This window comes from Achromobacter sp. CF-sbj1-Ac2-l, from assembly GCF_052698165.1.
Window position 1 is genome coordinate 3,751,217 of sequence record NZ_CP199855.1, and the last position, 19,862, is coordinate 3,771,078.

General features: G+C 68.0%; 20 protein-coding genes. 7 read left to right on the plus strand and 13 right to left on the minus strand.

The window, feature by feature from the left end:
- Window positions 1-16: 16 nt before the first annotated feature.
- From ACUDCK_RS16965 to ACUDCK_RS16990, 6 genes are read right to left on the minus strand one after another with little or no spacing between them, the layout of a single operon-like run.
- Window positions 17-796 (minus strand): GntR family transcriptional regulator, encoded by a 780-nt coding sequence (locus tag ACUDCK_RS16965; protein ID WP_054502196.1) that lies wholly within the window; start codon window positions 794-796, stop codon window positions 17-19.
- Window positions 793-2,403, minus strand: coding sequence for a GMC family oxidoreductase (locus ACUDCK_RS16970; RefSeq protein ID WP_175166776.1), 1,611 nt, complete (start codon window positions 2,401-2,403; stop codon window positions 793-795). Before ACUDCK_RS16970 ends, ACUDCK_RS16965 begins: the two co-directional genes overlap by 4 nt.
- Before the next feature lie 12 nt (window positions 2,404-2,415).
- Window positions 2,416-3,369 (minus strand): PDR/VanB family oxidoreductase, encoded by a 954-nt coding sequence (locus ACUDCK_RS16975; RefSeq protein WP_175166775.1) that lies wholly within the window; start codon window positions 3,367-3,369, stop codon window positions 2,416-2,418.
- Between the two features lie 17 nt (window positions 3,370-3,386).
- Window positions 3,387-4,811 (minus strand): Rieske 2Fe-2S domain-containing protein, encoded by a 1,425-nt coding sequence (locus ACUDCK_RS16980; protein ID WP_175166774.1) that lies wholly within the window; start codon window positions 4,809-4,811, stop codon window positions 3,387-3,389.
- A 27-nt stretch (window positions 4,812-4,838) separates the two neighbouring features.
- Window positions 4,839-6,335, minus strand: a complete 1,497-nt coding sequence (locus ACUDCK_RS16985; protein WP_144657937.1) for an NAD-dependent succinate-semialdehyde dehydrogenase — start codon at window positions 6,333-6,335, stop codon at window positions 4,839-4,841.
- A 43-nt stretch (window positions 6,336-6,378) separates the two neighbouring features.
- Window positions 6,379-7,659 (minus strand): MFS transporter, encoded by a 1,281-nt coding sequence (locus ACUDCK_RS16990; protein ID WP_244976826.1) that lies wholly within the window; start codon window positions 7,657-7,659, stop codon window positions 6,379-6,381.
- Between the two features lie 192 nt (window positions 7,660-7,851).
- On the opposite strand from ACUDCK_RS16990, the gene ACUDCK_RS16995 reads away from it, so the two are divergent.
- Both ACUDCK_RS16995 and ACUDCK_RS17000 read left to right on the plus strand, forming a co-directional pair.
- Entirely contained in the window at window positions 7,852-8,205 is a 354-nt protein-coding gene (locus ACUDCK_RS16995) for a DUF202 domain-containing protein (protein WP_054502192.1), read from the plus strand.
- A gap of 36 nt (window positions 8,206-8,241) precedes the next feature.
- Entirely contained in the window at window positions 8,242-8,571 is a 330-nt protein-coding gene (locus ACUDCK_RS17000) for a DUF202 domain-containing protein (protein ID WP_054502191.1), read from the plus strand.
- Window positions 8,572-8,671: 100 nt separating this feature from the next.
- Here ACUDCK_RS17000 and ACUDCK_RS17005 read toward each other — a convergent pair whose 3' ends face one another.
- The 6 genes from ACUDCK_RS17005 to ACUDCK_RS17030 form a co-directional block, all read right to left on the minus strand.
- The gene (locus tag ACUDCK_RS17005; protein ID WP_200904303.1) at window positions 8,672-8,962 is read right to left on the minus strand and encodes a HigA family addiction module antitoxin; all 291 of its coding nucleotides are present in this window, start codon (window positions 8,960-8,962) and stop codon (window positions 8,672-8,674) included.
- Window positions 8,955-9,308 carry a type II toxin-antitoxin system RelE/ParE family toxin gene (locus ACUDCK_RS17010; protein WP_445659245.1) on the minus strand — a complete coding sequence of 118 codons (354 nt, stop codon included), beginning with the start codon at window positions 9,306-9,308 and terminating at the stop codon, window positions 8,955-8,957. The genes ACUDCK_RS17005 and ACUDCK_RS17010 overlap by 8 nt, the downstream gene beginning before the upstream one ends.
- Before the next feature lie 20 nt (window positions 9,309-9,328).
- A complete protein-coding gene (locus tag ACUDCK_RS17015) occupies window positions 9,329-10,585 on the minus strand; it encodes a hypothetical protein (protein ID WP_175166771.1) in 1,257 nt (418 codons plus the stop codon).
- Window positions 10,586-10,663: 78 nt separating this feature from the next.
- A complete protein-coding gene (locus ACUDCK_RS17020) occupies window positions 10,664-11,056 on the minus strand; it encodes a hypothetical protein (RefSeq protein WP_144657940.1) in 393 nt (130 codons plus the stop codon).
- Between the two features lie 78 nt (window positions 11,057-11,134).
- Window positions 11,135-11,737 (minus strand): TetR/AcrR family transcriptional regulator, encoded by a 603-nt coding sequence (locus ACUDCK_RS17025; protein ID WP_175166770.1) that lies wholly within the window; start codon window positions 11,735-11,737, stop codon window positions 11,135-11,137.
- A 19-nt stretch (window positions 11,738-11,756) separates the two neighbouring features.
- Entirely contained in the window at window positions 11,757-12,353 is a 597-nt protein-coding gene (locus tag ACUDCK_RS17030) for an NAD(P)H-dependent oxidoreductase (protein WP_049073233.1), read from the minus strand.
- A 222-nt stretch (window positions 12,354-12,575) separates the two neighbouring features.
- On the opposite strand from ACUDCK_RS17030, the gene ACUDCK_RS17035 reads away from it, so the two are divergent.
- The 5 genes from ACUDCK_RS17035 (at window position 12,576) to ACUDCK_RS17055 (ending at window position 16,465) form a co-directional block, all read left to right on the plus strand.
- Window positions 12,576-13,196: a diguanylate cyclase gene (locus tag ACUDCK_RS17035; RefSeq protein ID WP_175166769.1), complete on the plus strand. Its 621-nt coding sequence runs from the start codon at window positions 12,576-12,578 to the stop codon at window positions 13,194-13,196.
- Between the two features lie 158 nt (window positions 13,197-13,354).
- Window positions 13,355-13,672 carry a co-chaperone GroES gene (locus ACUDCK_RS17040; RefSeq protein WP_049073231.1) on the plus strand — a complete coding sequence of 106 codons (318 nt, stop codon included), beginning with the start codon at window positions 13,355-13,357 and terminating at the stop codon, window positions 13,670-13,672.
- A 31-nt stretch (window positions 13,673-13,703) separates the two neighbouring features.
- Complete coding sequence (groL, locus tag ACUDCK_RS17045) at window positions 13,704-15,326, plus strand: chaperonin GroEL (RefSeq protein ID WP_049073230.1); 1,623 nt, start codon at window positions 13,704-13,706, stop codon at window positions 15,324-15,326.
- Between the two features lie 274 nt (window positions 15,327-15,600).
- Window positions 15,601-16,044, plus strand: coding sequence for an Hsp20/alpha crystallin family protein (locus ACUDCK_RS17050; RefSeq protein ID WP_054415783.1), 444 nt, complete (start codon window positions 15,601-15,603; stop codon window positions 16,042-16,044).
- A 34-nt stretch (window positions 16,045-16,078) separates the two neighbouring features.
- Window positions 16,079-16,465: an Hsp20/alpha crystallin family protein gene (locus tag ACUDCK_RS17055; RefSeq protein WP_116792185.1), complete on the plus strand. Its 387-nt coding sequence runs from the start codon at window positions 16,079-16,081 to the stop codon at window positions 16,463-16,465.
- 94 nt (window positions 16,466-16,559) lie between these two features.
- Here ACUDCK_RS17055 and ACUDCK_RS17060 read toward each other — a convergent pair whose 3' ends face one another.
- On the minus strand, window positions 16,560-19,709 hold the full coding sequence (locus ACUDCK_RS17060) for an autotransporter domain-containing protein (protein WP_445659321.1): 3,150 nt from the start codon (window positions 19,707-19,709) through the stop codon (window positions 16,560-16,562).
- Between the last annotated feature and the right edge of the window lie 153 nt (window positions 19,710-19,862).

Here is a 19,862-nt window from a genome sequence, read left to right on the forward strand (position 1 = left end):
GGTTGGATGGCTGATGTCAGCCGCTTGATAAATTCGAATCGGGGAACGCGAGATCGCGCGAGGTCGGGCCCAGGAAGAATTCCTGGTAGTACACGCACTGCCCGCGCCCGGACCGCGCCACGGCCTGCATGTAGATGCCGCGGTAGGGATATGGCACGCCGATGCGCTCGCAGGATTCCGCGTCGAAATCGGCCTGCTTCACCAGGTGGGTGATGTTGGTGATCGGCAACTTGAATTGCTGGATGATGACTTTCTTGAAGTTGGCGCCGTTGAGCTTGTCCATGGGCATGTCCCACAGGCGCTTGAGCAACTGGCGGTCGGCATAGAAGCGGCTGGAAATGCGGAACTCATCGTTGACGATGATGATGCGGTCGAGCCGCATGACGTTGGCCTCGGTGCCCAGGTGGCGATTCCAGGGGCCCGCGCCGGTCACGGGCGCGCGCAGGATCGCCTGCGAGAAGATCGGCAGCACCGAGCCATCGTCGTCCAGGAAACGGCAATGCCAGGGATCCTCGATCTGGCGCGGCGCCTCGGCGATGAAGCTGCCCAGGCCGTGCATGCGCACCACCAGCCCCTGCTCCACCAGGTCCCGCAATGCCCGTTGCACCGTGCCGAGGCTGAACGGCGTGAGCTGCGCCAGTTCCTCCTCGGCCGGCAACTGGTCGCCCGGCTGCCAGATGCCGCGCCGGACCGCGTCGATCAACACCTCCACCAGCCGCTGGTACTTGGGCCGGCGGGTCGGATCGGGGGCATGCAACGTCTCGAAGATTTCCAGACGACGTTCCAAGGTACTCATGAGATTTTCTCCCTGTCTTGCATGATCATGTCGGCGCCTTTCTCGCCGATCACGATGCTACCAGCGTTGGTATTGCCGGAAAGCAGCAGGGGCATGATCGAGGCGTCGACCACGCGCAGCCGGTCCACCCCGCGGACCCGCAGCCGGGTATCGACCACGGACTCGGCGTCGGCGCCCATGCGGCAGGTGCCCACGGGGTGGAAGATGGTGGTGGCGTACCCACGGATGAAACGCAGGACTTCATCGTCCGACTCGACGTTGAAGCCGGGGCGGTATTCGTCGGCCACGTACGGCGCCAGCGAACGGGTGCGCACCAGTTGCCGCGCCATCCGCACCCCTTCGATCATGGTGCGCCGGTCGAACTCGGTATCCAGGTAGTTGAAGCGCGCGCGCGGGGCGGCCAGCGGATCGGGCGAGGCCAGGTCGAGCCGGCCACGGCTGGTCGGCCGCAACTGGCACACCGACAGGGTGAAGCCGGAAAAATCATGCGGCCGGCCGGCCGTCATGTCGGCGCTGATGGTGCCAAAGTGAAATTGCACGTTGGGGGTCTGCTCGGTGTCGTTGGTGCGCGCGAACATGCCGCCCAACTGGATGCCGGCCGCCACCGGCCCGGCGCGTCGCAGGATCCACTGCATGCCGATGCGGGCCGTGCCCCACCAGGTGCGCAGGGCATCGTTGGTGGTGATCGGCCGGGTGCAGCGGTACATCAGCCGCGATTGCAGGTGATCCTGCAGGTTCCGGCCGACGGAGGGCAGATGGTGCACCGGCGCAATGCCCAGGGACCGCAGCGCGTCGGCGTCGCCGATGCCCGACAGCATCAGCAATTGCGGCGACTGGATCGCGCCGGCGCTCAGCACCACCTCGCGCCGCGCGCGGACCTGGCAGGCCTGGCCCCCGTGCAGGTACGACACCCCCACGGCGCGGCGGCCCTCCAGGATCAGCCCGGTGGCGTGCGCATCGGATTGCACGCACAGGTTGGCGCCGGCGATGCCCGAGCGCAGGTAGGCCTTGGCGGCCGAGCAGCGCAGGCCATTGCGAGTGGTCAACTGGAAATAGCCGGCGCCTTCCTGCCGCGCGCCGTTGAAATCGTCGGTGCGCGGCACGCCCAGCTCGTTGGCGCCGCCGATGATGGCTTCGATCAGCGGGTGGCGGCCGCGGATGTCGGACACCGCCAGCGGGCCGTCGCCGCCATGGCAGGCGTCGGCGCCGCGCTCATTGGCCTCGGACCGCCTGAAGTACGGCAGGACGTCGTCCCAGCCCCAGCCGACGTTGCCCAGCGCCCGCCAGCGCTCGAAATCCTCTTTCTGGCCACGGATGTAGACCAGGCCATTGATCGAGCTGGACCCGCCCAGGGTGCGGCCGCGCGGGAGGTAGATCCTGCGGTTGTCGAGGTTGGGTTCAGGCTCGGATTCGAATTGCCAGTTCAGTTGCGGATTGAACATCGTCTTGCCATAGCCGATGGGGATGTGGATCCACAGGTTGCGGTCCCGCGGACCGGCCTCCAGCAGCAGCACCGTGGTCTTGCGGTCCTGCGCCAGCCTGGCGGCCACGGCGCATCCGGCCGAGCCCGCGCCCACGACGATGTAGTCAAACTCCCTGGTCTCCACGTTCCCTTCCCCTCAGATGTCCAGTACCACGGCGCCCTCGCGGACACGCGCGCAGCAGATCAGTACGCTGTCGGCGCGTTCTTCGTCGCTCAACAGGTAGTCGTTGTGTTCGATCAGGCCCGACAGGTAGTGCAGCCGGCATTCGCCGCACAGCCCGGCCTCGCAGGATGAATTGCAGGCCACGCCGGCGCCGCGCAGGGCCTGCAGGATGGTCTGCCCCGGCGCCACCGGCACCGACCGCTCGCTGCGGCGCAGCGTCAGGCTGGCCGGCGCGCTGTCCGCCGCGGGCGGCGGCGCCGGCGCCAGATCGGCGCCGAAATGCTCCGAATGCACCGCCTCGGCCGGCCAATGGGCGCAGGCCGCCTGCACCGCCCGCATGAAGCCGGGCGGGCCGCAGAAGTAAAGCTGGCCATCCTCCGGCCGCCGCGCCAGCAGTTGGCCGAGATCCAGCCCGTTGGCGGGGTTGCCGCCATCGTGGTGCAGGAAGACGCGGCCGCGCCACTGGTCGTCGGCCAGATAGCGGGCGAAGGCGGTGCGCTCGGGTGACTGCGTGCAGTAGTGCAGCGTGTACGGCCGGCCCAGCGCGCGCAGCCGCTCGGCCATCGCCAGCAACGGCGTGATGCCGATGCCGCCGGCCAGCAGCAGCGAATGGCCGGCGTCCTCCCGCAGCGGGAAGTAGTTGTGCACGCCCGCCACCTCCAGCAGATCGCCGGGCCGCACCTGCTCGTGCATGGCGCGCGAACCGCCGCGGCTGTCCGGCACGCGCAGCACGGCGATGCAATAGCGGTCAGTGCTGCCCGGTGCGTTGCACAGGGAATAGCGGCGGTTGACGCCGCCCGGGGTACGGATATCCAGGTGCGCGCCGGCCTCGAACGCAGGCAGCGGCGCGCCGCCCGGATCGACCAGGTCGAAGGCGTAGATGCCTTGCGCCTCATACCGGATCGCACTGACTCGCAGCTTCAGCATGGCTTTCTCCGCATCCCTCAGCCGGCGCTGGCCGCCCGGCCCGCGCGGTCGATGCCATCGAGCCGGGCGCGCACGTGCGCATCGCGCTGGTCGGCCGGCAGCGCGTCGGCCGACCGCATGATTTCCAGCACCTGTTTGCCGGCGGCGGCCAACTGCTTGCGGTCCGCCTGCTTGTCGGCCAGTTCGGGAATGTCCAGCACCGAATCCTGGGCATAGATCGGCAGCGTCCTGCCCTGCTCCTGCAACTGCTGGTAGAGCGCGTAGGGCGGGGTCTTTTCCTGCACGGCGTTGCGCAACAGCTTGCGGCACAGGTACACGCCCACGTCCGAGACGCCGGGATGCTCGGCGCCATGCGCGGCGATGCGGCCCTGGCTGACGATGGCCTCCCAGTCGCCCGGCGCGCGCTGGCCTTCGTCGTAGCTGCGGTTGCCGGTCTGCCCTTCCAGGAAGTCGATCTTGTCGACGCCGCAGTCCGCTTCGTTGCCCAGGCCGTCCGGGTCGACGGTGCTGTTGAAGTGGCGATAGCCGAAGATGATCATGTTCTCGTCGTCGACCGGCACGCTCCAGCGGGTGCAGCCGGCGGTGCCATGGCGCTCGCGCGCGGCGGTCGGCAGCAGCGAGCCGATCTGCAGGTAGTTGGGGAACACCATTTCGGTGATGCGCACCCAGATCCTGTCGCCGGGCAGGCGGCGCGAGGCGATGAACACGCAGCCATTGCCGTCGCGCGTGGCTTCCCATTGCATGACCGGCATGTCGCCGAAGCCTTCCAGCGACACGCCGGCCGAGGTCGCCGCATCCACGCCCTCGACCACCATGTGGTTGTGCAGCACGGCGGTATGCATGTGGTCCATGATGTTCTCGTACACCTGCAGCCAGTTGCACGGGTAGATATTCGAGAACGGCACCAGCCGGGTATCGGCGGGCAGGCTGTAGGTATCGAATTCCGGGAACGGCGGCGCCTGGCCCGGCCCCATGTAGGCGAAGACCAGCCCGTCGCGCTCGAACGCGGGATAGGCGCCCTGGCACACGGTCTCCTTCAGGCGCGTGGCGTCCGGTTCGCAGGGCGCGTCCAGCAGCGTGCCGTCCACGCCGTAGTGCCACCCGTGATAACAGCAGCGGATGCCATGCTCGGCGATGATGCCGAATTCCAGCGAGGCGCCACGGTGCGCGCACTGGCGGTGCATGACGCCAACGTCGCCGCTCTTGTCGCGAAACGCCACCAGGTCCTCGCCCATGATGCGGATGGCCTTGGGCACGTCCGTCAGTTCCTGCGACAGGCACACCGGCTGCCAGTGGCGGCGCATGTATTCGCCCATCGGCGTGCCGGGATTGCTGCTGGTCAGTTCCAGGTCCGGGCCGGGGCGGTTGCGTTGCTGGTAGCCGGAGAACCGCAACGGATGCTCGTTGCGGGTCGGGGGCATGGGACTCGTGGCTTGCGTCATGTCTTGTCTCCTGATGATGGGAATGGGTCAAACTCGCAGATTCGATTGGCTGACGAAGCGGATCTGCTGATATGCGTCCAGGCCTTCCGGCCCGCCTTCGTAGCCCAGCCCGCTGTCCTTGACGCCGCCGACCGGCGCATCGGCCAGCGAGGGCGTGAAGTTGTTGATGCCGATCCACGCCGCGTCGATGTCCTCGGCAAAAGTGGCGGCGCGTTGCAGGTCGTTGGTGAACAGATAGGCCGCCAGCCCGTACTCGACGGCATTGGCGCGCGTGATGGCGGCGTCCAGGTCGCCGAAGGACAGGATCGGCGCCACCGGGCAGAACGGTTCCTCGCGCAGGATGCGGGCGCTGGCGGGCACGTCGGTCAGCACCGTCGGCGGGAAGAAGTAGCCCGCGCCCGCCTGGCGGGCCCCGCCCAGCCTGACCTGGGCGCCGCGCCGGCGCGCATCGTCCACCAGTTCGGTCGCCGCGGCCAGGCGCCGCTCGTTGTTCAGCGGCCCCATGCGCACCCCTTGCGCCAGGCCATCGCCGACCTGGAGCTGGCTGGCGTATTCGACAAAATGCGCGACGAAGGGCTCGTACAGGCAGTCCTGCACGAAGAAGCGGCTGGGCGACAGGCACACCTGGCCGCTGTTGCGGTACTTGAACGCCACGCACGCGTGCGCGGTGCGGGCGACGTCGACGTCGTCGCAGACGATCACCGGCGCGTGGCCGCCCAGCTCCATGGTGCACGGTTTGAGATGGCGCGAGGCCAGCATGGCCAGCAAGCGCCCCACCGGCACGGAGCCGGTGAACGAGACCTTGCGGATCACGGGCGAGGCGATCAGGCGCTCGGAAATCTGCGCCGGCTTGCCATACAGCAGGCCGATCGCGCCGGCCGGCACGCCCGCGTCCAGGAACGCGCGCACCAGCAGCATGCCGATGGCGGGGGTCTCCTCGGGCGCCTTGAGCACCACGGTGCAGCCCGCCGCCAGCGCCGCCGCCACTTTGCGCGCGGCCAGGAACGCCGGGAAATTCCACGGCACGAAGGCCGCCACCGGCCCGATCGGGCGCTTGACGGTGGTCTGCGTCAGCAGCGCCGAGCGCGGCGGCAGTTGCCGGCCGTAGGCGCGCTTGCATTCCTCCGCGCAGTAGACGATGCCCTCGATCACCCGGCTCAGCTCGCCGTCCGCATCGGCCAGCGGCTTGCCATTTTCCAGCGTCAGGACCACTGCCAGCTCGCCGCGCCGCTGGTCGATCAACTGCGCCGCGCGCATCAGGATCGCCGCCCGATCCCAGGCGCTGGTGCGCGACCAGGTGGCGAACGCGGCGTCGGCGTGGCGCAGCGCGTCGTCGATGTCCTCGTCCGTGGCCACCGGCAGCCTGCCCAGCTCGGCGCCGCTGGCGGGATTGCGCACCGCCAGCGTTTCGCGCCCCGGCGCGCCGCGCCACTGTCCGCCCACGCAAAGGGCGAGGTCGCGGGGATAGGCCGCCGCGTCCTGGCTCGCGACCGCCGCGGTGGGCTCGTGTTTCGTTTGCTTCATGGCTTGTGACTCATCGTGGTTCTAGAAGGGGGAAGAAGATCCGTCATGACAACCGCCGCGCGCCGCCCGGCATGGTTCCTGCGACGGCGCCCGGTACGGCGGTCATGCGGGCCTGCATGCGCCGGCGGCTGGCCTGCGGATTGATGAACAGCACGCCGACGAGACTCACGCCGATGGCCAGCACCGCGGATACCAGGAAGCCCTGTTCATAGCCGGCCACGACGGTGTTGCCGCTGCCGATGAAACGGCCCATCAAGGCCGGCGCCACCAGGCCGCCGGTAGTCGCCAGCGCGCTGCTGATCGACATCGCGGCCGAGCGCTGCGAATCGAAGGAGATCTCGGCGACGATCGCCGAACTCAGCACGAAGGTCAGTTGCGGCAGGTTGCAGCCCAGCGCCAGCAGCAGCACCCGCAGCGTGGGGTGTTCGGCCACGTACAGCGACAGCAGGATGCAGGCCCCGCCCAGCAGCACGAACGCACAGCTAAGCCAGCCGCGGGCGTAGATCGACGCGATGCCGCGCTTGAGCATGCGCTGCGACAGCCACGATCCAACCAGCACCAGCGGAATATTGATGCCGGTGAAGATCATGAACATCCAGCCGGTTTCCTGCGTGGAGTAGCCCAGCGCCTTGCTCATGTAGGCCGGGATCCAGGTGAACATCACCGAGAAGATCCAGTACGTGGTCCAGTACAGCAGCATGTTGGCCAGGAAGGTGCGATCCGTGAGCAGCACCCAGTACGGCACGCGCGCTTGCGTTGCGTCGACGCTGGCACTGGCGTTGCGGACCTGCCCGTCGCCGCCGAACAGCAGCCACAGCACCATCCAGACGATGCTCAGGATGCCCAGCAGCAGGAACGCCGCGTGCCAGCTATGGTTGAGCATGATGTAGGTGAGCACCGGCCCGGAAATCAGCAGACCGACCGTCACGCCCTGGAAGATGACCGACGACGGCACATTGCGCTGGTCGTCGCTGAACCAGGTGTAACAGGAGTGCAGCGCCAGCGGATACGCCGGCCCCTCGCCAATGCCCAGCAGGATGCGCGAGAAATACAGCAACGGCACCGAGGCGAAGAACGCCAGCGGCATTTGCGACACCCCCCAGATGCCGGCCAGCACCACCAGAACGACCTTGGACGACACCCGGTTGGCTAGGAAGCCGAAACCGATCGCCGACACCGAAAAGAACAGGAAGAAGCTGCTGGCGATCATGCCGAACTGCGCCGGCTCGATGCTCAGCTCCTGCATCAGCGGCACGGCCACGATGCCGAGAATCGCCTTGTCCATGAAATTGATGACCATGAACAGAGCCAGAAGCGCTGTCACGACCCACCCCCGTACATTCACCTGCGCTGGTGCTGCTGTTGCCATGTCTCGCCCCTTGTTTTTCGAGATCCGCCGCGTTGACGCCGCGCCGTGTCAAAACTATAGTCCTATATAGTTCTTAAGTTCAATCCTCAGACTCACTAGGACTAACCCTAGTCCGACCGATCACGCTTCTTTTCGAGCCCCAAGCCCATGCAACGTCCCCACTGGCGCCATCACGGCAGCGACCCCGACTACCGTTATTCCCTGGCCAACGAACGCACTTTCCTGGCCTGGATCCGCTCGGCGCTGGCGCTGCTGGCGGCCGGCCTGCTGCTCGACCAACCCGGCATGGCGGGCGACCCGATCGTGCGCATGGGGCTCGCGCTCGGCCTGTGCCTGCTCGCGGTGCTGGCCTGCGCCAGCGCCTATCTGCGCTGGCGCGGCAATGAAATCGCCATGCGCCATGCCGCCGCGCTGCCGCACAGCCCTGCCCTGGCGCTGCTGTGCCTGGCCATGCTTGCCATCGGCGCGGGCGTGTGCTGGCTGCTGCTCAGCCACGCTTGATCCTCATCCTGTTAACCGGCCGGCGATGCGCCAACCATGACCTATCCCCGCGATCCGGGGCTGCAACCCGAGCGGACCCTGCTGGCCTGGCGGCGCACCTGCCTGGGCCTAGTGCTGAACAGTTTTCTGCTGATGCGCGGGGGAGCCTTGCACGGGGAGCCCGCCGCGATCGGCGTCGGGCTGCTTGTCGTGGCGCTGGCCGGCTGGCTGTATGCCCGCGTCCGGGCGCGCCTGTCCACCTCGCCAGGCGCGCGCGCCAGCGCGCCGGACCCGCGCGTTGTCATGGCGGCCACCTGCGCGGCCCTGTTGCTGTGCCTGGCGGGCGCCTGGCACGGCGTGCGCCTTTTCCACGCGGCGCTGTCCTGAACGCTCAGGGCGACACTGCCCCTCCCCGCCTTCTCACCGCGCTCCGCCTTTGGTGGCGCTTTTCGTTCGAGACGGTCACACGCTGCTGACGCAAGCCGGCCTAATGCGCATCCGCCACGGAGGCCAGGGGCTTGACTGGCGGTTGCTCGTGCTGCAACGCCTGCCACAGATCGTAGTTCGCCTGCATCGCAACCCACGCCTGCGCGGTGCCCGCGCCCGCCTGCTCCAATCGGACGGCGAGGTCCGGGCTGATACCGGCCTTGCCGTTGAGTACCCGCGACAGCGCCACCCGCGACATCGCCAGGCGATCAGCGGCGTCTGTCACCGACAGGCCCAAGGGGGCAATAACGTCTTCCCGCAACACTTCGCCCGGATGCGGAGGGTTATGCATCATGATGATTCCTATGGTAGTCGCGATAATCGACCAGCTCGACACCCGCCTCGGTAAAGCGGAATGTCACGCGCCAATTGCCGTTGACCCAGACTGACCATTGGTTCGCGAGCTCGCCTTTCAACGAGTGCAGCTTATAGCCGGTGATTGTGTTCACCGCGCGACTTCCCAATCGGCATCGCGTCTGCAAGGACCCATCCTGCGCACCGGACACCGGACCGTCAACGATGACACGCCGTTTATCAGTTTGAGTCCGGACGCACGCAAAAAGACAGGCAGGACCATCACCGCGCAACACGGCACGGCAGCGAGAAGCTGAATGGCGTGTGTGTGCAAGCCGCGCCACCGCAGCGGCGCCGCGCCCGCTCAGTCGGTTACCAGATACGCCTGCCCCCCCGGCTTGAGGGAGGGCCGCAGTGCCTTGAACGGCACGCTGCCGTGCGTGCCCAGGCAGGCGCCCGAGGCGTGCCCCACGCCGGACACCGACAGGCTCAATGCCCCCGGCGCGGTGGCGCCCAGGGCCAGGTATTGCGGCCAGAGATCGGCGCAATCTTCCAGGTTGGGATGCTGCTCGGCGCGGTCCTCGGGCGGGCCGGCCTTGACCACCTGCTCCACCAGCCCCCGCAGCGCGGCGCTGGGCTCGCGGCCGAAACTGCGCTGGCCCGGCGCGTAGGCGTCGAACACGCGGTTCCAATCGAGGTATTCGCCGCGCAGCAAGTCGAAGGTGTATGGCTCGAAATGATTGGCGGGATGTGCCCCGCCGCAATCCAGGCTGCCAGCTTCGGTCACGGTCAGCAGCGCGCGCGACAGCCAGGTGACGTTGATGTTTTCATCGTCGAAGCCGCCCAGGGTGCCCGCGCCGGGATTCGTGCTGGTATAGGCGGACGCCATGCATTCCAGCGCGCCCAGGCTCTTGCGCCAGTGGCGCTGCTCCAGCAGGTCATTGACGCGCCGCATGACCTGCGGATCGGGGTGACGGCTGAGCCGTGGATAGGCGAACCTGGTGCGCGGATCCACCCACATGCGGTAGGCCACCGTGGCCGAGCCGGCTTCCTTGCCCACCGGCTTGGCGTGGCCGGCCAGCTTCAGCGTTTCGTAGGGCGCGCGGGTGGCATCTATACCCGCCTCGAGGTCGATGTCGCCCGGGTCGACCTGCGTGGCCCGCGCCTTGGCGCGGTCGCGTTCGAGTTGGGCGGTGTCGTAGCCGGCCACCCGCTGCAGGTCGAAGCGGCGTTGCTTGCCGGTGCGCGCGTCGGTCCATTGGCCGCGATAGCCCTTCTCATCGCGCGTGCCTTGCCAACTGGCGGCGCGATCGGCGGGTTCGATCGTGGCCGTGTCCGAGGCGGGCGGCCGCGCCGGATTCGGCTTGGGCTCGTACAGGACTTCGCCCGTGCCGCGCAGGGGAATGTCGACGCCGCTCCTGGGATAGAAATAGCGTCCGCTTACGACCCCGTCGGCGCCAGCCGCGTCATCCAGTTCCAGCACCACCTCGCCGGCGCCTTGCAGCGTGCCCTTGTAGACGGTGCGCTGGGCGGCATCGGCCTGCGCACCCGGCAGCGACAGGAGGACCATCGCCAGGGCCCCGAGGGAAGGAATATGAGGACGAAAGATGGACGATGGCATGGAGTGGGCGCAGCCGGAAATTGGGGTAGGCCGAATATACCGGAGCCGGCGATTGAAGCGAGGCCGCCGGGCCGGCGCTTACGCGCTCTTTAGCGCCGCCAGCACCCCGGCCAGATCCAGCGCGCCGGCGCTGGCGGACCGTTTCATCGATTCCAGCCCGCGGGCCACCCAGCCCGCCACCGCCGCATTCGCGTCCGCCTCGTTCACCGCCATCGCCTCGTGACGCGGAACCTGGATGACAACCGCAAGAGCCGCTTTCTTGCCCGAGTACTTCGCCACGGCGCTGAACCCCGACTCGGCATAGTCGCTGATGCCGCCTCCCACGAAGAGTTCGATATCCAGCGTGGCGGCGCCAGGCACCACGACCGGCGCCAATGCCGCCTTCAGTCTGGGCCGGTACGCGACGACGGCGGGCAGGAACCGCAGCCCGGCCTCCGGCCCGCCCATTCTTGCGCCGAGTGCGACATCCATGAAAACTCCTTTCCCGGGCAGGCCGGTCGTGTGCGGACGGGGCATCGGCCGGGCACGGCGCGCCGGCCGCGCCGGGCGTCACTTGTTTCGCTTGACCATATCCAGGATGGTCCGGAAAAGTTCGTCGCGCGCCTGCGCCTCGGGGATTTCACCGGCGACGGCCGCATTCGAGAGCGCATCAGCCGCGCCCAGCATGGCCCACAGGCTGGCCGTGGCGATGCCTTGCGGCCCGGCGAAGGGCGCGAAGAGGCGCCGGCATTTTTCGATGAAGGCATATTGGTACTGCCTTTTCACGGCGGCCAGTTCCGGCGAGCCGTCCAGCGCCGCGAGCACCCCGGCAATCTCGCGCCCTTGCGCCGATACGCACGCGACGTATCTCGCGGCGATGACGCCGGCCTTGTCCTTCAGGGTCGGCTTGCTGGCGGCGATGGCGTCGTCGATGATCGCCGTCTGGCGCGCATCGAAGTCCTGGTACAAGGCGGCCAGCAGGCCATTGCGCGTGCCGAAGTGGTCGTAGACCACCGGTTTGGAAATCCCGGCCTCTTCGGCCAGGCGCCCGAGGGTCAAGGCGTCGGAGCCTTCCTCGCTGACCAGTTTCCAGGAGACTTCCAACAACTGGCGCGAGCGCTCGTCTTTCGACAGGCGGCGGCGGCGTGGCGGCGGGGCGGGAGCGGCGGACATCTGTATTCTCGGGTGTCGATCAGGACGGCACGGCAAAGATCCGCTGGCCGATAGCGTGCGCCGCGTCGAGATGGGACGCCGGAGAGCCGGTATCCGAGGGAAGCAGCAATTCCGATGTCGCGACGCGCGCGCCGCAGTAGCCAAAGATGCCGTGGTCGATCTGCGTTTTCATGGCGCCGAAATAGCCATGCTTGTCGTAGGTTCGCATATCGGCGCCGCCGATGGCAACCAGGTGCACCGGCAGGCGCTGCAATTTCTTGACCAGCTTGCCGTCCGCGCTGGCGTCATAGGCCCAGCCGTTGGTGAACACGCGGTCGATCCAGCCCTTCAACAAGCCGGGAAATGACCACCAGTAGACCGGGTAGACCAACGCCAACGCATCCGCGCGGTCGAGCCGCGCATGCTCGGCGAGGACGTCCGGCGGCGGCGCCGCCTGCTTCAGGTGCAGGGCCACGTCGGCCTGGGTGAATCTCGGATCGAACCCCTGCGCGGCCAGATCCGCGATCTCGAAAGTGTGTTCCGTACCGGAGGCGGCAATGCCCTGCGCGAGCCGGGCGGCAACGGCGTGGGTCAGGGATGCCGGATCGGGATGTGCGACAACGATAAGGGCGTGCATGCGGGGCCTTCCGTATCAAAGTTTCTATATACCAATCGTAGCCTACTTTTAGTAGGTTGTGAAAAATTCTTTGGCCGCGGTCGCGGTGGCGGCGGCGGCGGCGGGCATGTCCGCCGACCATGCCCGCCGCGATCTTGAGCATGGGCGCCCGAAGCGATAAATTTGCTGCAGCGAAATCGTTACCGCGGCCTGCCCCGCAGGCCCGACGTTGGAGTCACACGCATGGATATCATCGAGACGATCGCTGCGCACACACGCGCGCTGCAACGCCCGCTGTACGCCGTGACGGCCAGCGCCATCCGCAAGGCCGACACTCCCCTCATCCTCACCCTGCACTGGCACGGCTTTCACCGTGATGGCGAGCCCGGCCGCCGGCTGCGTTCAGTCGCCGGTTCGGCGGTGCAGCTCAACCTGCGTTGGCATGATTTCGCCGTGCTCGACCGCGCGATCATCGACGCCGGATGGGCGCTCGGCGCCTGGGACGTCGAGCGCGTGGCGCGCCCACCCTGGTGGCGCCTGAACGCGCCGGTCGCGGAAGCCGTGGCCGGCCACCGCGCCTTCGCCGATTATTCCGACCTGCCGTCCGCGCACGACCCGGTCGTGGTGGAAGCCCCGGACCAACGGGTCCTGATCGCACTGGCGGCGCGCAAGGGCTACGTGCGCTGGCTGTTCAGGCCGCGCAAGGGAGGACTGTGGCGCCTGGTGGACGGCGACGACAGCACGCTGGACGCCGACGGCGGACGCCCCATGCCCTGCCCGGTTCCGCTGCAACCGGACGGCCGCGAACTGCGCCGCAAGGTGCTCTACCGGCTCGGGCGGGGGAAGGGATTTTTGATTCCTTAAGTTTCATTTTGATGCATTTTTGACTCTTGAAGCGCCTTTGGCGCGCCCATAGATTTTTTGCGCATCCCGATCGCGGATGCCCGGCGCATGTCGGCGCAATGCCGTGACGACGCGCCAGCGTTCACTTTTTGATGATCAAGACTTCAGGAGATAGAGTCATGAAGATCCGTCCCCTCTACGACCGGATTGTCGTCAAGCGAATCGAACAACAGCGCCAGACGGCTTCCGGGATCGTCATCCCCGATGCGGCCGCCGAAAAGCCCGAGCAAGGCGAAGTCCTGGCCGTCGGGCAGGGCAAGCGCAACGCCGACGGCTCCCTGCGCGAGCCCGAACTCAAGGTGGGCGACCATGTCCTCTTCGGCAAGTACGCCGGCCAGACCGTGAAGGTCGACGGCGAAGAACTGCTGGTCATGCGCGAGGACGATGTCTTCGCCGTGCTCGCGCCGCGGGACAAGCAACTGAAGAAGGCCGCCTGAGGCCCGGCCATCGCGAACTGAGGAGCAAGACATGAGTGCCAAAGACGTCAAATTCCACGATAACGCCCGCACCCGCGTGGTCAAGGGCGTCAACATCCTGGCCGACGCCGTCAAGGTGACGCTCGGCCCCAAGGGCCGCAACGTGCTGCTCGAACGCAGCTTCGGCGCGCCCGTCATCACCAAGGACGGCGTCTCGGTCGCCAAGGAAATCGAACTGAAGGACAAGTTCGAGAACATGGGCGCGCAGATCGTCAAGCAGGTGGCCTCGAAGACGGCCGACGTGGCCGGCGACGGCACCACCACCGCCACCGTGCTGGCGCAGGCCATCGTGCAGGAAGGCATGAAGTACGTCGCCTCGGGCATGAACCCGATGGACCTGAAGCGCGGCATCGACCAGGCCGTCTCGGGCGTGGTCGAGGCGCTGCGCAAGCTGTCCAAGCCGATCTCCACCAGCAAGGAAACGGCGCAGGTGGCGGCGCTGTCGGCCAACGCGGATGAAGCCATCGGCAAGATCATCGCCGACGCGATGGACAAGGTCGGGCGCGAAGGCGTGATCACCGTCGAGGACGGCAAGTCGCTGGACAACGAGCTCGATATCGTCGAGGGCATGCAGTTCGATCGCGGCTACCTGAGCCCCTACTTCATCACCGATCCCGAGAAGCAGGTGGCGCAGCTCGACGACCCGCTGGTGCTGCTGTACGACAAGAAGATCTCCAACGTGCGTGAACTGCTGCCGGTGCTGGAAAGCGCCGCCAAGGCCGGCAAGCCGCTGCTGATCGTGGCCGAGGATGTCGAAGGCGAAGCGCTCGCCACGCTGGTGGTCAACGCCATGCGCGGCGTGCTCAAGGTCACCGCGGTCAAGGCGCCGGGCTTCGGCGATCGCCGCAAGGCCATGCTGGAGGACATCGCCATCCTTACGGGCGCCACCGTCATCTCCGAAGAGACCGGCAAGCAGCTCGACAAGGCCACGCTGCAGGACCTGGGCAGCGCCAAGCGCATCGAGGTGCGCAAGGAAGACACCATCATCATCGACGGCGCCGGCAAGCAGGAAGCCATCGACGCCCGCGTCAAGACGCTGCGCAAGCAGATCGAGGACGCCACCAGCGACTACGACCGCGAGAAGCTGCAGGAACGCGTGGCCAAGCTGGCGGGCGGCGTGGCGGTCATCAAGGTGGGCGCCGCCACCGAAGTCGAGATGAAGGAAAAGAAGGACCGCGTCGACGATGCGCTGCACGCGACCCGCGCGGCGGTCGAGGAAGGCATCGTGCCCGGCGGCGGCGTGGCGCTGCTGCGCGCCCGCGCCTCCATCCAGGACCTCAAGGGCGCCAATGCCGACCAGGATGCCGGCATCCGCATCGTGCGGCGCGCGCTGGAGGCGCCGCTGCGCGCCATCGTGGCCAACGCCGGCGAAGAACCGTCGGTGGTGGTGGCCAAGGTGGCGGACGCCAAGGGCAATTTTGGCTATAACGCGGCCACCGGCGAGTATGGCGATCTGGTGGAGATCGGCGTGGTCGACCCGACCAAGGTCACCCGCACCGCGCTGCAGAACGCGGCGTCGATCGCCGGCCTGATCCTGACGACGGACGCCACCGTCGCGCAGGCCGCCGAAGAGACCAAGCCGCAGGCGGCGCCGGCCGAAGCCATGGACTTCTGATCCGGCTCGGACCGGGGCTGCGTGAAGGCATCGCGCCACGGGCGCGGTGCCTTTTTTTTGCGTCGCGGCGCGCGACCGCCCCCCCCTCCCGGGTCCTCGCGGGCCGCTCTTCAATGGCGTCTATGCATTCGCGCCAACCGATTTCACGAATCAAAAACGCGGGATCTTGAATCCCCGCGGACCGCACTTATATCTCTGTTGAAGCGGTCGAGCGGCTGGCGATTGCGACGCATGAAGCGGCCCCGATCCTGTCCAACCATCTTGGGAGGTAATCATGGCGAACTACCCATTCACCGATACCGGTGTCGAGTCCTTCTTCGACGCGGTCCAGGAACAGATGGACCGCATCCTGCGCGGCGCGGGCCTGCCCGCCAACCTGCGCGCCCTGCCGCGCGGACATTTTCCGCCGGTCAATATCGGCGTGTCGGATGATGCCGCGGTCGTGGTGGCATTCATTCCCGGCATCGACCCGGACACCCTGAAAGTGTCCATCGAGAAGGGCCTGCTAACGATCAGCGGCACGCGCGAGACGCAGGCACTGCCCGAGAACGCGCGCTATTACGCGCGTGAACGCGCCGACGGTTCATTCACGCGCGCCATCGAACTGCCGGCCGACGTCGACGCGGACAACGTGCAGGCGCGCTATGTCGACGGCTGCCTGCTGGTCTCCATCAAGAAGAAGGAGTCGTCCAAGCCGCGTCTCATCCCGGTGCAGTAACGCCCGCCAATCGCACTATTCAGGAGATAGCATCATGAATACGCGTAACGAACTCGTTGTCGAACAAGAAGGCCGCGCCGCGCCGCGGCGCCCCGCCACCCTGCCCGCCGTGGACATTTTCGAGGACACCGCCGGCGTCACGGTGCTGGCCGACCTGCCGGGCGTCACCAAGGAGCGCCTGAACATCAAGGTCGAATCCGACGTGCTCGTCATCGAAGGCGAAGCCGCCGTGCCAGTGCCGCAGGAACTGCGCCTGATCCACGGCGAACTGCGCGAGCCGCTGTTTCGCCGCTCGTTCCGGCTGGGGCCGGAATTCGACAAGGACGCGATCAGCGCCAACCTCAAGCAAGGGGTCCTGACGCTGCGCGTGCCGCGTGTGCGCGAAGCGCAGCCGCGCCAGATTCCGGTGACGGTGGCGTAAACGATGCGCCGCGCCGCGGGGCCGCCAGGCCGCCGTGGCGCGGCGCCTTCATGTCCTGACCTGCCGCGGCCGGCGTCCCCCTGCCGCCGAGGATTCAGAAGCGGTATCTCACTTCCAGCGACCCGGTGTTCTGCCGGTTGCCATCGCCGAATTGCCCGCCGTACAGCGCGCTCACCGTGGTGCGCTTGCTGACGTCGATGCCCACGCCAAGCTCGACTACCGCCGCGTCGCGCGCCACAGGGGCGCCCGTCACCGAAAACGCGTCCCCGCCCTGCACGAAGGACATCGTGCTGAGCGGGTTGCGGTCGCCGAAGGCGTGGCGCCATCCCAGCGTGCCCCGCACCGCGCCGCGCGCGCCGGCGCTCTCGAAATCGCTGCGCGCGTGCAGGCCCAACGTGGTGGTCGTGATGCGGCTGCGGCCGCTCTCGCCGCGCAACGCCGCGTCGCCGCCGGATTCGGAAAAGCCGCGGGTACGCAGGTCGCTGAAGTTGGCGCCGACGAAAGGCTCGAGCGTGACCCGGTCATTCAACGGCACGGCATAACCGAGTTCACCGAAGACCTGGCCGGTGCTGGCGCCGTAGCTGGCCTTGAGCGTCTGGTCCAGGCCCGCGGCGGCGGTGCTGCGCCGGGTGTCGACGTCGTGCCAGGTATAGGCGGCCCCCAGGCTGAGATTGATCCGGCCCGCGCCGGCCTCGAAGGCCCGGCCGCCATACAGCGTGACGCTGTAGCTGTCGACGTCGGCGCTGGAGGCCCGGTCGCTGGTGCGGCTGCGGCTGTTGGTGTAGCCCAGCGCGCCGCCCAGACGCCATTGCGCGCCGACCGCCACGTCGCCGCCGAGGATCATGCCCGAGTCAGTCTGCGTGGTACGGGCGGCGTTGCCGTCGCCGCCCAGGGTGGTCCAATTGCCGAACACCTGAGTCCAGAGCGGCTGCGCATTCGATTGCGGCAGCGACGCGGCATCGCCCCTGCCCAGTTGCGCCGTCGGCGCGCCCGGCGCCCAGCCGGCGCCCAGGTTGGCGCGCAGCCGCGACAGCGGCATCTGCGCCATGGCGCCGGTGGCGCCCTGCAGGATCGACATCGCGCTGGCATGCGCTTCGCCGGAGAGCGCATCGAACGCCTGCGCGGGCATGCCGTCGGGCAGGTTCAACACGTGCCGGTACAGTGCGCTATCGGGCGCCAGGCTCTGCAGGGCCCGCGCCACCGCGCGCTGGTTACCGCTGGCCGCGGCGTCGACAAACTGGATCGGGCGCGAGCCGCCGTCATCCGACGGAACCTGCTTGAGACTCACCACCAGATCGACGCGCTGGCTGTCGTAGGCCAGCGACGGCGTCAGGAACGCCAGGTTGCTCGAGACACTGTCGAATCGTCCCAGCACGCCATTGTCCGCGGTCAGGATGGTATAGGTGGTGGAAGGCGCATAGTTGCCGTTCTGGCCGATGTGCAGCACGGATCCCGCCAGGTTGGCGCCGCCGGCCACCCGCACACTGCTGGCCAAGCCATCCGGCGTGGTGGCGACGCGGTAGACGGCTCCCGGTTGGAAGGTCAGGTCCCCCTGCACGTTCATGCGGCCCGTGGGAAGGTTGGCGCTGCCCGGCGCCAGGGTGGCGCCGGACGCGATGGTCACATCGCCCAGCGTTCCGGAGCCGGACAGCGTCGACCCGCTCGCGGCAAGCACCTGGCCGCCAAGCTTGCCGTCCACCTGCAACGTACCGGCCGCCACCTGTGTCGCGCCCGTGTAGGCGCTGCTGTCGCCGGTCAGCGCGAGCGTCCCGGCTCCCAGCTTCGTCGTTGCGCCCGCGCCGGAAATCGCGCCACCGTAGGCGGAGTCGTCCGCGCGATCGAACCGGAGGTTGGCGTTGTTAACGATATTGCCGCTCAACGAGCCGCGATTGCCGCCATCGCCCACTTGCAGCGTGCCCGCGTCGACCACCGTGGTGCCCGCGAAGGCGTTCTCGCCGGCCAGCACCAGGGTGCCGGCGCCGGCCTTGCGCACCTGTCCGGCGCCGCGCAGTATCCCGTCGAAGCGGATCGTATCGCTGCGATTGAAGACCAGCGCCGCGCCCGCCGCGATGTCCGCGTCGCCCGCCAGGCTGCCCGAGTTGGCGCCGTCGCCTATCTGCAGGGTGCCGGCTTGCACGAAAGTGCCGCCGGCATGGTTGCCGGCGCCGGTGAGGATGACGGTGCCGCTGCCAGTCAGGCTCAGCCCCCCCGCGCCGGACAGCGTGCCGGATAGCGTCATGCCGTTGGCGCCGGTGACCGTCAGCCCGCCAGGGCCCAGCACGAAGTCATTCGACATGCTCAACGCCCCCGGCACACCGGCGGCGGCGATCGCGCCCCCATTCGCGCTGATCGGGCCGAGTCCTAGCATGGCGCCGTGCTGCAGCGTCGCCAGGCCGCCGTTGAGCGTCACGCTGCCGCCGGAGACCAGGGGCGAATCCTGCAATATCCAGGAACCGCTGTTGATACGCAGGTTCTGGAAGTTGATGTAGGTCAGCCCCGAGATGGCGGTGACCGCCCCTCCCGTGCCGCTGCCCGTGCCCGCGGACGGCAGCGCGTTCTGCAGCACCAGCGTGTTGCCCCCGCCCACGCCGCCATCGACCGTGCCGGCTGGCGCGAAGGCAAGCCCGGGCTGACCGGCCACCGGCAGGTCGGCCGACGAGGATCCCGAACCGCGAAACACGACGGAACCCGAAACGGCGGTGAAGGTGTTGTTGCCGCCCTGGCCCAGCGATACGCCGCCGACGATGGTCCCGGCATTGGTGAAACTGTGCCCCTCGCCGGGAGTGCCGGCGGCTTCGAACGCGACGCGGCCGACGATGGTGCCGGTACGGTCGTTGACGAATTCCACCCTCGCGCCGCCGTAAGCGGCAATGACGGCCTTGTCCGCCGCCGCGGTGACGGTGCCGTCCACATCTCTGCTGCTTATCATGCCAGCGTTGGTGAGATAGCTCGTCCCGCCGCTGCCGTTCTGCACGGCCACGGCCATGCCCAGGAGCGACGGCAGGCTGGAGCCGCCGCCGACGCCAGGGGTGACGCCGACAATCGTCCCCGTCGTCTCATTGGTCACCCGTGTTTCGCCGGCCGAACTGTTGCCGACGAACACGCCGGTCGACCCGGCCGAATTCACGCCAAGCGGGTTGGGGTCGATCCGGCCGTGGTTCGACACGGTCACGTTGCTGCCGGTCAGGCTGAGCGCGGTGCCGCCGCCGGGCGGTATGACGCCCAACGACCCCGTGCCAGTCACGGTGACCTCCAGGTTATTGGACGCATCCGCGTAGGACGGCGTGACAGGATTGGCTGGCGAGGCGCATTGGACGAGAAGGCCGACGCGGATACAGTCCGCCTGGGCCGCCCCGCCGGTCCCGGCCAGCGCGAGCGCCAGCGCGGCGCCCAGCGC